Source organism: Gelidibacter salicanalis, assembly GCF_007997285.1.
Taxonomy (GTDB): Bacteria; Bacteroidota; Bacteroidia; order Flavobacteriales; family Flavobacteriaceae; genus Gelidibacter; species Gelidibacter salicanalis.
The window spans coordinates 56,045-70,728 of record NZ_VORX01000009.1 but is presented as its reverse complement, the minus strand read 5'-3'; the positions used below and the strand labels follow the sequence as shown (position 1 = coordinate 70,728).

The 14,684-nt window shown below is 39.2% G+C and carries 9 protein-coding genes; 6 read left to right on the top strand and 3 right to left on the bottom strand.

All coding sequences use genetic code 11. The annotated features are described in order from the left end of the window. Positions 1-31 precede the first annotated feature (31 nt). Entirely contained in the window at positions 32-3,994 is a 3,963-nt protein-coding gene (locus tag ES711_RS14755) for an AsmA family protein (protein WP_146894075.1), read from the top strand. A 123-nt stretch (positions 3,995-4,117) separates the two neighbouring features. Beyond that, a complete protein-coding gene (locus tag ES711_RS14750) occupies positions 4,118-5,149 on the top strand; it encodes a c-type cytochrome (protein ID WP_211363101.1) in 1,032 nt (343 codons plus the stop codon). Positions 5,150-5,236: 87 nt separating this feature from the next. Here ES711_RS14750 and pncA read toward each other — a convergent pair whose 3' ends face one another. Continuing rightward, positions 5,237-5,845 carry a bifunctional nicotinamidase/pyrazinamidase gene (gene pncA / locus ES711_RS14745; protein WP_146894074.1) on the bottom strand — a complete coding sequence of 203 codons (609 nt, stop codon included), beginning with the start codon at positions 5,843-5,845 and terminating at the stop codon, positions 5,237-5,239. A gap of 6 nt (positions 5,846-5,851) precedes the next feature. Beyond that, positions 5,852-7,249: a nicotinate phosphoribosyltransferase gene (locus ES711_RS14740; protein ID WP_246139212.1), complete on the bottom strand. Its 1,398-nt coding sequence runs from the start codon at positions 7,247-7,249 to the stop codon at positions 5,852-5,854. Between the two features lie 552 nt (positions 7,250-7,801). On the opposite strand from ES711_RS14740, the gene nrfH reads away from it, so the two are divergent. The 3 genes from nrfH to ccsA all read left to right on the top strand — a co-directional run bounded on the left by nrfH (position 7,802) and on the right by ccsA (position 13,127). Further along, entirely contained in the window at positions 7,802-8,401 is a 600-nt protein-coding gene (gene nrfH, locus ES711_RS14735; protein WP_146894073.1) for a cytochrome c nitrite reductase small subunit, read from the top strand. A gap of 12 nt (positions 8,402-8,413) precedes the next feature. After that, a complete protein-coding gene (gene nrfA, locus ES711_RS14730; protein ID WP_146894072.1) occupies positions 8,414-9,913 on the top strand; it encodes an ammonia-forming cytochrome c nitrite reductase in 1,500 nt (499 codons plus the stop codon). 61 nt (positions 9,914-9,974) lie between these two features. Beyond that, positions 9,975-13,127 (top strand): cytochrome c biogenesis protein, encoded by a 3,153-nt coding sequence (gene ccsA / locus ES711_RS14725; protein ID WP_246139211.1) that lies wholly within the window; start codon positions 9,975-9,977, stop codon positions 13,125-13,127. 106 nt (positions 13,128-13,233) lie between these two features. Here the strand turns inward: ccsA and ES711_RS14720 are convergent, their stop codons facing one another. After that, positions 13,234-13,683 (bottom strand): KTSC domain-containing protein, encoded by a 450-nt coding sequence (locus ES711_RS14720; RefSeq protein ID WP_146894071.1) that lies wholly within the window; start codon positions 13,681-13,683, stop codon positions 13,234-13,236. A gap of 375 nt (positions 13,684-14,058) precedes the next feature. On the opposite strand from ES711_RS14720, the gene ES711_RS14715 reads away from it, so the two are divergent. Beyond that, the gene (locus ES711_RS14715; protein WP_146894070.1) at positions 14,059-14,634 is read left to right on the top strand and encodes a DUF2911 domain-containing protein; all 576 of its coding nucleotides are present in this window, start codon (positions 14,059-14,061) and stop codon (positions 14,632-14,634) included. The last annotated feature ends 50 nt before the right edge of the window (positions 14,635-14,684 follow it).

The following is a 14,684-nucleotide window of genomic DNA, read 5'->3' as shown; positions in this document are numbered from 1 at the left end:
TTTTCTGCTTATTTTACCATAAATTTCAAAATTGACACCCCCAAAACCTAAACCTAGCACTAAACGGCCCAAAACCTGGTTGCGACGCATCTTAATTGTGCTTGCGGTAATTGTGCTGTTCCCCATCGGGCTCTTTACGGTAGGATGGTTTAATAGGGATAGCGTGATCGATATGGTGCAAGAGTGGTACGCGAACAACACCTCTGGCACCTTGGTTATTGGCGAAGTGAATGCGAGTTTTCTTAGCGGGTTTCCTAATCTGGGGTTTACGCTTAAAGACATTCAGCACACCAATAATGATTCTATTACAGATCACTACTCCACCCTCGCTATTGAAGAAGCCAAAGTAATCATTGGCGCGGGAAACCTGTTGAGAGGCGATTTTATTTTTAGAAAAATTAATATTAAAAATGCAATTTTCACCTCAGAGGTCATTTCTACCCGCCCCCTGGCCTACCATGAGGCTCTAAAACGCAACAAGCAAAAGGACAAGCAAGGCTTTAAACTCCCCAAGTGGTTACATCAGCAAGGTGCGACCTTGGTTTTGGAAAATTTCAGATTTACGAGCAAAGACACGATTTTAAATAAACATTTTGACCTTCATATACATCATTCAAAGACTACTTTTAAGGCAGATGAATTGCGATTAAAAGGCCATCAGGATCTGGACATTACCGTCCATCACCTGGGTTTTAACACTAAAAAAGGCAGTTTTTTAAAGAATGCCCGTGTATTTGGCCAGCCTGATTTTAATATTGAATTCGAGACAGACGCCATTCAAATTCCTAGGTTTCCATTGCATATTGATGATCAGATTTTTCAACTTTCCGCCCTTTTCGACCTTGCCGAGTCCAATGGATTTGAATTTGATTTAAAAAATGAGGCTACCGATTTTAAAACCGTTAAGCGTTTATTGAGCGATAGTATTGCCATTAAATTAAACGATTATGACATCTTAAAACCTTTTGAAAGTCAGATCAAAATCGCGGGTAAATTTGCCTTCGGGAACAATCCGGATGTGAATGCCCATTTTTCGACCATCAATAATGAGATCATCATATTTGATAAAATTCATTTAAAAAATGCTGCCTTTGCCGGAACTTTAACTACGGATATTTACAGCACAGACAGTATCAAGCGCTTGAAGAAATCGCCCCAAGACATCAAAGTGACTTTTGATATGCTGAATGGGGAGTTTGAAGATATTAAAATGACCACGGTCAATTCCTATTATCAAAGCACACCCGAAGCAGCGAATTTCGTAGAGGCCACTGTAAGTTTAAATGGTAAAAACGAAACCTTAGCCAAGCTTATAGAAACCGATAATTTCGATTTTATTGGTGGAAATTTTCAGTTGCAGACAAACATCTCTGGCGATATTCCCAATCTTTACCAAATTTTAAACAAGGCTACTGGACGCTTTGATTTACAAAACACCCGAGTTGTACTCAAAAAGAATGGTCTTCAACTCCCTATCCAATCCATTTCAGTAGATCTTCAAAAAGAGAATTCTATTTTACGTGAATTGATCGTTAACTTGCCCAACGGCGAAAATTTAGTTTTTAGAGGCACCTTAAAAAGCATCGCTGGACTCTTGTCAAAGTCGCCCGTTGCACCCACTACGAGTCATATTGTGTTAAGTTCAGACAACCTCAACATTTCAGAAGTGATCGTAATGGCTCAGGAATTTGTACCTGAGAGCAATTCCAAAAATTCTGATAGACAAAACCTACACGAAACCTTAGAGGCGGTATACAGTCAATTCCACCCACAGTTTAGATTAGACATTAAAGCGTTAACCTTTAATGAGGTGATGATCACTGATGTAAAATCGAACATTCAACTCGCCGATCCTGAAACTATTGTATTACGCAATTTTAGTTTTAATTACGATGACGCGGTGACGAATTTAAAAGGCAGTGTTAAGGTATATCCTCCAGAAAGTCGCCTTAAGGAAGCTATTTTCATGAATGCGGAGGCCACTTCCGAAGGGTCTTTAGAGGTGTTTAAGGAGTTGTTTAATATCGAATTGTTCCGGATAGACTCCGGACGTTACCAGTTTAATGGCAAGGTGAACGGCAATGTTCGTGCCTTTAGTGAACTTTTACAAAATGCTCAAGGCGACTTGACACTGACCAATACCAAACTGCATTATCCACCCGCCGATATGGCTATTGTAATCGATTCTTTAGCGCTGTTGGTAGACCGTTCCGATATCGTTTTAAAGCAGTTTAACTTAGAAATAGACGATTTTCAGCCTATCCAACTCAATGGACACATTAAGGAATTTCCTAATTTCCTGTTGGATGACATTACAGAAGAAGGTTCTATATTCTTAGAAATTTCCGCACCATTTTTTGATGGTGATCAACTTTTATCAACCATTAATTCCCTGACCACAGAAGACACTGTATCATCTGCCAATAAACGGGCCTTACACGCCATTTTTAAGGATGTCAATAAATTCAATCCTGAAATTAAATTGGCTATTGATTCTCTAAAATTCAGAGATCTCATCACGGAGAAGATTGCTGCGCAAGTGTATTTTGAAAATGATTCCATTCTTAAATTGGACCATCTCAATTTAAAATACAAATCCACTACGGCCAACGTACAAGGTGAAATCAACGCCCATAACAGTCAAATAAACTTAAAGAATGATAATCCTTTTAATCTCGATTTTTCAGTTCAAGTGAAAGGCAAATCGGAAGATTTAAATGATTATCTTAAAACTACCAATTTTGTGTTTAAATCGGGCGAATTTGAATTTTACGGGAACTACCAAGGACAATCAAAAGACTTACAACTGCTCAATTCTGAAGCTTCCGGTGATCTAAAAATCAGCGGAACTTTAGTCGATTTTAAAGCGGCTGATCTTCAAATTCCGGTGGATAGTCTGCACTTGCAAATACACAATGATTTAGCCACTTTAAAGACGTTGGATATCCAACTCCCTGGCAAGAGTTCCGTGTTTTTTTCGGGAGCAATTGATAATTTTTCAGAATTCATCAATGGTTCCGCGACACAGCGCCAGCACAATTCCGACTTTTCTATTTACGCACCTTATCTGGACACTGCCAACATTCAGGAGTTTTTGGAAGGCTCTGAATCAAAAATTCAAAAAGACACCATAAAAAAAGCTTTAAACCTTAAAAAATGGAAAGAAGTGTTGACTAAAATCAATAGCTCTTTTTATCCAGGCATCGCCATTAAAGTCGACACCTTAAAACACGAAGAATTCCGAATCACGGATTATCAATCGCAACTCGAATTTGACAACCAAGGACACTTTAGTTTAAAGGATACCCAACTCGATTTTTATGGGGGTAAAATTGCCCTGAACGTGGATGTTGGAATCATGGCCGGGGAGAACACTCCGGTCCGTATTGACATGAACGTTCAGGACATGGACCTCCACGAACTGGTGACCCGCTTCGACTATTTTAAGGATGAGGGTTTGCGAGAAGCGGATCAGATTGGAGGCATCATCAATTACCGACTTATTGCTGACGGCACTGCTAACAATGAAGGCCACGTTAATATGAACTCCTTAAATGGTCGTCTCGAACTGAAAATCGACAGCCTTTTGCTCTATAATTATAAACCGCTCATGGAAAGTATTCCGTTGCTGAGTTCTGAAAGATTCAAAAACCTAAGATTCAGGCCTATTGCCCAAACTTTTGAAATTAAAAATGGCGAAATCATTATTCCTAGAACCCAAATTCAATCTTCAGCAATTCACTTATTTTTTGAAGGCCGCTTAAAACTGAATTCTTATACTAATATTTGGTTGTCCTTACCGTGGAAAAATTTAAAACGTAACGATGGGTTAAATTTTCCGGAAAAGACCACATTTGAAGAGGCAGGATCAAAATTTTATCTGCAATTTATACAAGATCAAAACAATGCAAAGGCTAGAAAGCAAAAGTTAAAGGTCAAATTCAGATTGGGCAATCGTAAATTGAAACGCATGCGTGATTCATCTTTTGACTAAATCATAGTACAAATCCTTCTTGCCGGACGTTGTCGTATTTTAATCTCATTATCATTCAACTTAAATGAGTTAAACTTCTGTGATATATTTCTTAATTTTAAAATTAATAAACCACACAATCATATGTTTAACTATAAAATATTAACAAAACGCGTAGCGGTAATCATTGCAGGACTGATCGGTTTAATGGCCGTAGTGTTTCTTGGATTATATTATTTTCAAAAGCACCCTGAAGCGCTTAAAAAGTCAGAGCGTACCATAACCATTTGGCAACCTCGGAACGTTGACGAAGATATGGCCAATGCCTTTATCATGCCTGACGTAAAGTATGGTTACGACTTACTTACCCAAACCCAAAAATATTTGGGGCCACAAGCAGAAAACCCACAAATGCGTTTATCAGGTAATAATCTGAAATGCACAAGTTGCCATTTGGATTCCGGTAATCGGCCGGGTTCTGGTTCATGGGCTGGTGTTACACAGCGTTATCCTTCGTTTCGCGGGCGCTCCAATGCTATGGGAAGCATTCAAGACCGGATAAACGGCTGTATGGAACGCAGCATGAACGGTGAGAAACTTGATATAGATTCCAGAGAAATGAAAGCTATGGTCGCGTATATGGATTGGTTGAGTGAAGGCATTCCGGAAGATGAAGTTGAAAACGTTTCCGGCTACACTAATTTAGAGCCACCAAATATGGCGGTCGATTTGGGCAAAGGACAACAAATATTTACAACGCATTGTATTGAATGTCATCAAGAAGATGGTCAAGGCTTGAAACATGCAGATTTTAAGGATGGGTATGTGTATCCACCGCTATGGGGTGATGATACTTTTAATGACGGTGCGGGGATGAACCGAGTGCTGACTGCAGCACAATTTATCAAAGCGAATATGCCCTATTTATTAGCCACTAGAGATAATCCTGTGCTTACAGATGAAGAAGCTTATCATGTGGCTGGCTATATCAATAGTTTTAAGCGTCCAGAAAAGGCAAATAAGGATAAAGATTATCCGGATTTAAAATTAAAACCGGTCTCTACACCTTACGGACCATGGGAAGATAATTTTACGGCGGAGCAACACAAATTTGGTCCCTTCCCTCCGATTATAGCTTACTATAAAGAGAAGTATGACATTAAAAAGTCTAAATAACTGAAATTTCACCTTTACTAATAAGAATGTAAAACCCCATAATGCACAAGGCAGTATGGGGTTTTACTTATTTAGATAAAAGTATAATTACTGAATATCTGCGGAAGAAATTATTTGAATTCCTAAATAGTCCATCTTCTTTTTTAAGGTTATAAAACCTTCAACATCCAAAGGTTGGGAAGCATCTTCTACAAAAAAGCAGGCAAAGCCTTCCTTAAAAGCATCATGCGTGGAAAAGTACACACAAATATCTGCGGCAAGTCCGCACAAATACAATTGTGATACGCCTTTTTCTCTTAAATAACCCGCTAATCCGGTCGATTTAAGGTGCCCATTGTCATAAAAGCCACTATAGCTGTCAATTTCTCTATCGGTACCCTTACGGAATATAGCTTCCCATTGGGTAGTATGTAAATCTGGATGAAAATCAGCACCTTTTGTACCCTGTACGCAGTGATCAGGCCATAAAGTTTGTGGTTTTCCATGGAGTTCTATCTCATCAAAAATAGCTTTACCTTGGTGATTGGAAGCAAAACTAATGTGATCCTGCGGATGCCAATCTTGGCTAGCCACCACCAAATCAAACTTAGGTTGCATGGCATTAATTATCGGAACAATCTTATCGCCATCAGGTACTGGGAGTGATCCACTGGGCATAAAATCATTTTGCACATCAATTATGAGAAGGGTTTTCATCGGTGTTTAGAATTTATGTTTTAAGACTAATATATCACGTTCTTTTTTCAGTTGTGGGGTAAGCCCAATTTTATAAATATGCGGATTTTGAAATCGTTTATATTCTTCAGGCAGTTTCTCTAAACGCGATTTAGAATAGGCGGCAATTTCAGTCACCGTGCGTGACATGCTGATGCGCTTTCCATCCGTCATCACCTCTTGTAGTAAGGCTTCATACTCAAAACCTTTTAAGCTCATATGTTTTGTAGCATCAAACGGGTGCTCCATTTGTTCTATCGTATCTTCAGTAAACATAGCCACAGCATCAGCCCCGTAAAACATGCCGGCTTTATCCAACATGCGATACACCTGTTTTTTATAGGGCAAAGACACTTTTATAATATTTTCGGACAATTTTATCCGCGGATCGTCATTAAATTCAGACAATTTATATACACCGCCTAAGGCAGCGTCAGGTTTGCCTGTGACCAAATTGGTGCCTACGCCATAAATATCAATAGGCGCCCCTTGATCTTTTAAACTTTTTATCACAAATTCATCCAATTGATTAGAGGCCACAATTTTCACATAACCCAAATTAGCATCATCTAAAATTTTCCGGGTTTGTTTGGCCAAATAAGCCAAATCGCCACTGTCCAAACGTACCCCCATCAGTTGTTCCCCCTCCTGCTCCATCTCTTTAGCCACCGTAATGGCATTCTGCAATCCACTGCGCAGTGTATTATAGGTATCAATAAGCAGGACACAATTTTTTGGTCGCACTTTAGCGAAGTCTCGGAAGGCCTGCAACTCGTCACCATAACTTTGGATAAAGGAATGCGCCATTGTACCCGAAGCTGTAATATTAAAATCTTCCGCGGCTTTTACGTTACTGGTCCCGTCAAATCCACCAATTACTGCTGCTCTAGAAGCATAGTACCCCCCAGTAGCGTGCGCACGTCTTAGACCCATATCTAATAAGGTGGCGTCTTTAGCACTGTGCCTGATTCTGTTTGCCTTGGTGGCGATCAGGGATTGGAAATTGAGAAGGTTTAAAAGCATGGTTTCAATAACTTGGGCTTCTATAATATTTGCTTCCACCTGTAGTATTGGTCGGTTAGGAAATACGACATCCCCTTCTTGACTGGAACGGATCGTGCCATGAAATCGAAAATCCTTTAAATAATCCAAAAATTCCTGCTCAAAACCATGTTGTTCCAAAAACTCCAGATCAGAGTCAACAAACTTTAAATTTTCCAGAATATCAAGTACATTTTCCAATCCGGCAAAAATGACGTAGCCTCCATTAAACGGATTGCTTCGGTAATAATAATCGAAAACTGCCCGCCCATCTGGTTTGGTTTTAAAATACACTTGGGCCATGGTAAGTTGATATAGATCGGTGTAAGCTGCTGTAATCTTCAAGAGTGTCTCAGTTTTAGTTAATACTATCGAATTGTAAATATATCCAAAAATAAATTGTGAACATGGGCTCAGGCGTTCCAATACGTTGTCCGGAATCAGGAATGTCTGCTATTATGAATTGGTAGTATATTCAGCATCGAATGCCATAAGGCTCCGAAATATAGAAGTTTCTTTAGAGCTTCATTTCAAGTTTAACAAAAGTTTTTCAATCAAGGTATGTAGCTCTAAAATTGGTTTTAAAAATCTAAAAGCAGACCGTAAAGTGCTTCCTTTCTGCGGAACTCCGTATTTTAGAATCATTCTAAATGATGACATGGTGTTCATTTAAAATGCTCCAATTCTCCGTTCCCACCAAGGCCTTCACACCATACCCATTGATTTTTAAACACTTAGAACTCCTTATAATTGGCGCTGGGTAGAGACTCTTAAATATTTCTTAATATTCATCACAACGAATTAGTTTTTAAAGCCTTATCTTTTATTAAAATATGACAATTATCAGTTCTAATCACTGATCTGTGTGCTATTTTTAACCTACAATTCACAAGGTATATGAAGTTTAACTATAAAATACTTCCAGAAAAAGGCTCGTCGTGGCGCACATTTGCCGTTTTTGCGATTGCCGCTATTATTGGTATGGGATTTTTTATAATACGAGAAGCTGAAGTAGTATCTTATTTATCAGATAATCCGCAAGCCTGTGTAAATTGTCATGTTATGACGCCCGTGTATAATAGTTGGATGCATAGCTCTCACAGAGAATGGGTGTCTTGCAATGGCTGTCATGTACCTCAGGACAATGTGTTTAATTCCTATTATTTTAAGGCTAAAGACGGCTTATACCACTCGGCAGTCTTTACGGCCCGACTTGAACCTGATGTAATTACTATGCGGGAAGCCTCAGAAGAAGTTGTTCAGAACAATTGTATCAGATGCCACGTACAACAGGTTACAGAAGTAAAATATGATGGTTGGATTGACAACCATAAAGAAAACCGAACGGACAGAGCCTGTTGGTCCTGTCATAAAGAGGTCCCGCATGGTCGCATACACGGCTTGTCAACCGTAAAGTATAATATTGCCCCATTACCAACTGATCAGGATGAAACGGTAATCCCGGAATGGCTAGCCAAAGAAATTGAAGCACAATAAACCGCAACAACTATGAAAAATAAAGTTCTCTTCGTCGTCACAATTATAGTCGTCTTTTTATTAGGACTACTGGCATCAAGTATTATTAATCGAAAAAGTGAGGCCAAATACAAGTATGTGCCTAACGTTTTAATTGGTGAAAATGAGCCAAGAAATGCTGAATGGGGCAAAAACTACCCAAGGGAATACCAATCGTATTTACAAACTGCTGACACTTCGGTTACCACTTACCAAGGCGGCTCTTCCATGCGCGATATGTTAGAGGAAGACCCCAGATTAGTCGTGCTCTGGGCAGGTTATGGTTTTTCCAAAGACTATTCGCAAGGACGTGGACATTATTATGCCATCGATGATATTCACAATACATTACGAACTGGTGGACCGGAAGATAAAGAGGACGGTCCAATGCCGGCCACCTGCTGGACCTGTAAAGGACCAGATGTACCACGGCTAATGGAAGAAAAAGGTGTTGCCGAATTTTATAGCGGTACCTGGGCAGAAAACGTTTCTGAGGTGGTTAATCCAATAGGTTGTGCAGATTGCCATGATCCTAATAATATGAAGCTACGTATTACCAGACCAGCTTTAGTTGAAGCTTTTCAGGCCATGGGAAAAGACATTACTCAAGCCACACATCAAGAAATGCGCTCTTTAGTTTGCGCACAATGCCATGTGGAGTATTATTTTGACAAGAACAAACCAGGTAGCGAAGGCACACAGTACCTCACCTTTCCTTGGGAAAATGGATTCACCTCTGAAGCCATGGAAAAATATTATGACGATATTGAATTTTCAGATTGGACCCACTCTATCAGTAAAGCACCCATGCTTAAAGCACAGCATCCAGATTACGAAACCTACCTGACCGGCGTGCATGCCGATCGCGGGGTGTCTTGTGCAGATTGCCATATGCCTTATAAAAGTGAAGGCGGACAAAAATTTACAGATCACCACTTACAATCGCCTTTAAATAATGTAGCCAATTCTTGTCAGGTATGCCACAGAGAGGAATCTGATAAGCTTATCGAGAATGTCTATGACAGACAGCGTAAAGCCACCGAAAACCGGATTAAGTTGGAGGATCTTTTGGTAAAAGCCCATATTGAAGCCGGAAAAGCTTGGGAATTGGGTGCTACCGATGCGCAAATGAAAGACATTTTAATGAGCATCAGACATGCCCAATGGCGTTGGGATTACACAGCAGCATCTCATGGCGCTTCATTCCACTCTCCAGTAGAAGTGGGTAGAGTGTTGGGTAGTGGACTTGCAGAAGCGCAAGACGCCCGTGTAAAGTTGGTACGTTTGTTAGCGAACTTGGGCTATACTGATCCGGTACCAATGCCAGACATTTCTTCTAAAGAAAAAGCTCAAAAATTCATTGGTCTCGACATGGAGAAATTGATAAATGAAAAAGAGAAGTTTAAAACCAATGCCTTGCCAAAATGGCTTGAAGAGGCAAAAGCCCGAGAAGCTAAAATGGACTCCAAAAAAGTAGTTAGCAACAACAACTAATAGTGTGTATCGAACACAGTTAAAATCCAATTAACGGCCTACTTAAGCCGGATTACACCCTATGAAATCTATTTACCGCTTATTTTCGTCATCTGTATTAGCCCTAATTTTACTTTTAATCTTTGCGGTAGCCATGGCTACCGCAACTTTTGTGGAAAATGATTTTGGCACAGATACCGCTTGGATAAAAATATATGATGCCCTCTGGTTTGAATTGGTCATGGTTGGCCTGGCGCTTTCATTTTTAGCAAATACCTTTAAGTACAATTTATGGCGCAAAGAAAAATGGGCTGTACTACTCTTTCATCTCTCCTTTATCATCATCATAATTGGTGCAGGAATTACAAGATATGATTCCTACGGAGGGATCATGCGTATTAGGGAAGGCGAAAGTTCAAATACTATAATTTCAGATAAGAACTATCTACAAGTTCATATTTCCAACGGTTCAAAAACGAGGCACCTAGAAAAGAAAAAGGAATTTTCCCCTTTAAACGATAATAATTTCTCTATAGAAACAGATTTAGAAGGTACGCCCATTACCATTTCCTTAAAAGATTTTGTGGCGGACGCCTTACCTGAAATTGTTGATGATGGCAAGAAAGGCACACCGTTATTACAAATGGTCACTACCTCGGGCAACGGTAGAGAAACCCTTTTTTTAAGTAAAGGTGAAATAGAAGCTATTGGCCCGCACAAACACAAAATAGGATTTGAAGCCCAAGAAGAAGGGATCATCAATATTATTGAAGATAATGGCGAGTTTAAAATAATCTCTCCCCATCCTCTTGATTTCTTTGTGATGGCTGATCAGAAAGCGGGTGTTTTGAAGGGAGATTCGCTCCAACCAATGACGCTTAAAACCTTATATAGACAAGGCGACTTATCTTTTGTGCCCATCTCATTCCACAAGAATGGCAGCATGAAATTAGTCAGTACGTCTGAAAAACCCCATGATAATGATCCTACAAAAGATGATGCTGTGGTGCTTAATGTGACCGTTGGCGATAAAACAGAAGAAGTAATGCTACTCTATCGGAAAGGGTTTTTACCAACTTCACATGCCATTACCGTAGACAACATCAATCTTAGTTTTTCTTATGGCGCCATGCCTATAGAAATTCCGTTTGCGGTAAAGTTGAATGATTTTCAACTGGAACGCTATCCCGGATCTGAGAGTCCCTCTTCCTATGCCAGCGAAGTCATAGTTTTAGATGGCGAAACTCAGATGCCATTTCGTATCTATATGAACAATGTATTGGATTATGGCGGCTTCAGATTCTACCAGGCGAGCTATGACACGGACGAAAAAGGCACCCTACTGGCCGTTAATCACGATGTATTAGGCACTGTTACAACCTATATTGGTTATTTTCTTTTGATGATTGGGATGTTTTTTACCCTCTTCGGAAAAAGTACGCGCTTTACCATAATCAGTAAAAAGCTAAAGAAAATTAAGCAGTACGCTCCGTTATTTATTTTGGGCGTATTGAGTTCTTTTGGAACGTTTGCCCAACGACCAATGCAAAATGATTCGATTCCTTCAGTAACTGAATTGGTGATCAATCAACACATAGACAAACAACACTCTGACTTGTTTGGTCGTATTTTAGTTCAGGATATTGATGGAAGGATCAAGCCCATCAACACCCTAGCTTCTGAGTTTTTAAGAAAAATTTACGGCAAAACCACCTATAGCTATCCATCAGAAGAAGGAAACATAAGTATGGATGCCAATCAGGCATTTTTAGCCATGCATGTGTCTCCAGGAGCTTGGCAGAAAATACCGGTCATTAAAATAGACGCTAAAAAGGGTGGCAACTATTTTAAACCTCTCAAAATCACAGATGATGGCTATATTTCTTTCGATCATTTAATAAATCCTGATGGCGATTATGTATTGGCAAAATTAGCTGAGGATGCCCACGCTAAAAAACCGGCGGAGCAAAATGAATTTGATAAAGAAGTCATCAAAGTTGATGAGCGCTTTAATATTTTATTCAATATTTTCTCTGGTAATTATTTGAAAATTTTTCCAAACAGTTTAGATGAAAAAGACACTTGGTTTAGCTATACCCATCACTTTGATGATTTTCCCCCAGAGGATGGTCTCTTTGTACAGAATATTACCCGGACGTATTTTAATGATATCGCTTCCAAAAACTGGGCCAGTGCCAATGACAAATTGAGTTACATTGACACCTACCAAAGCACACTGGGCAAAGATATTATTCCAACAGAAAGGCGCGTGGAAGCGGAATTATGGTATAACCAAATGAATCTTAATTTCTGGTTGTTCCAAACCTTTTTCACCATTGGTCTCATCATGTTGGTCTTGGCGCTTTCAAAAATTTTCGTGCAGAAGAAATTTATAGATATCCTATGGAATATACTCGTAGTGGTGGCATTGATCAGTTTCTTGATTTTTACAGGAAATATTTTACTCCGTTGGTATATTGCTCAGCATCCACCTTGGAGCAACGGTTACGAAATGATGGTTTTTGTGGCTTGGGTGCTCATGCTCTGTGGATTATTAACGTTCCGTAAATCTGATTTTTCTTTACCCTTAGCTACGCTGTTTACCGGGTCGCTCCTCTTTGTAAGTTATTTAGATTGGTTAAATCCGGAAATCACCAACCTTATGCCCGTATTAAAGTCGTCATTTTGGCTAAAGGTACATGTGGCCACCATTGTGAGCAGTTATGCACCCTTGGCCTTATCTGCAGTATTGGGATTTATGGCTTTGGTACTAATGATTATAAAAACAAAAAGCACAGCCTATAAAATTGATATTCGGATAAAAGAACTCACGTATATCAATGAGATTTCAATGACGATAGGATTGTTTGTGTTAACCATAGGCACCTTTTTGGGCGGGGTCTGGGCCAACGAATCTTGGGGTCGCTATTGGGCATGGGATCCTAAAGAAACTTGGGCATTAATTTCGATTATTGTATATGCTATTGTGTTGCATTTAAGGCTTGTGCCCGCACTTAACAGTCGCTTTACACTCAACGTGGCCAGTGTGTTTGCGTTTGCTTCCATCATTATGACGTCTTTTGGAGTGAACTATTACCTCACGGGTTTACACAGTTATGCCGCTGGAGATCCTGTACCGGTACCGAATTTTATTTACATCCTCACGGCGGTAGTAGTGGCTGTCGCCATTATTGCCTTAATACGAGTTGAAAAATTTAAAAAACGAGCTCGTTAAATTGGGAATGGGAAGTTTTTGAATGGAGACTTACATTTTAAAACAAAAAAAGACCTTAAATGACATTTCAGGAAATGTGCTACTAAGGTCTTTTAATGTTATTAAACTAAGCTTCTGCCAAGCTTCGTTTTACTTTTCTATACACGTAATTAGGATAAATACTGCGCTTTGCGAAACGATTCAATTTATCGCTGTTAATCATTTTGATATACACCGGTTTGGTCACTCCAAAATATTCATAAGTGGTGCCGTCCTGAAAAGTGATTTCTAGCAACAAACCTTTATGGGTATAATCTGCAATACCTGAATTGGTTATCGTTTCATTATAATTATCTAAGTTAGCAGCAATAGTTTCTGGTGCGATACTCACTAAAAAGTGGTACCCATCAATAATTCTGCGACTTTGAGATTCGGCTTCCAATTGCAATGCATCACCATTTTGAAATTTGTCAGGATGCCATTCTTTCACCAAATCGCGGTAACTCTTTTTTAAAGTCTTTAAGTCGACTTCAGTTTCTACTCCAAAGAGTTTTTTGTATTCATTTATGCGCTTCATTATAATTTTTATTTGAGGGCGCAAAAGTACGCGATATTATGATACAAAAGATTAAAAACTGTAATTAGTTGTAGTCCAGCCAAAACAGGGCCTAATTCATTGCCTTAAATACATATTAAATTTTTAACAACACAGTATTGTACGATGCTGCCCATCACATCATAAGTCTATAATCTTAAGACTATGAGCCAAAAAAGATCCATCACTATTTTACGGCAATGGCAAACTTCTTGATAAATTTGACCCTGAAAAGAAACTTGAGGCTTTCAATTGATAATTTCATGAGCAACATACCATCTTTTCATAAAACAGCGTTAAGAGCTTTACAGAGCAAGCTTTTTAATTTATATTTAACCCAGGTTTAAACATTACCATATGAATACTTTTTTGAAACGCCTTTTAATTATCCTTGCTGTAGTGGCTGTAGGATTATTTTTATACTCTCATTTTGTGGAGGACATTTTTTCGAAACGATTAAGTCCCAAAGACGCGGTAAAGTTTGAGTTAAATGACACGAGGCTGCAGGTTCAATACAACAGACCTTTTAAAAAAGGCCGCGAAATATTTGGCGCATTGGTGCCTTACGATAAAGTATGGCGTACAGGAGCCAACGAAGCCACCACCTTTAGCACCAATAAAAACTTGTTGGTAGATGGGAAATCGTTGCCTTTGGGCACCTATACCCTTTGGACGGTGCCTAAAGACAGTACATGGATTGTTTACTTCAACACCAAGGAATATCCATGGGGTGTGGATGAAAAAATGCAACCAATGCGAGAGCCCGAATTTGACCTTATAGAAGTAGAAGTCCCTGTTATAAATTTAGATAATACTGTGGAGCAATTTACCATTGCCTTTGATAACACCACAGATAACCTAAAATTAACCATGGCTTGGGACCACACTAAAATTGAAGTTCCCATGGAGGTCAGCATGGTGCAACCTGAATAGTCCGGAAAACACACTATTTGATGGATTTTAATCTTTATATTGAAAATAAA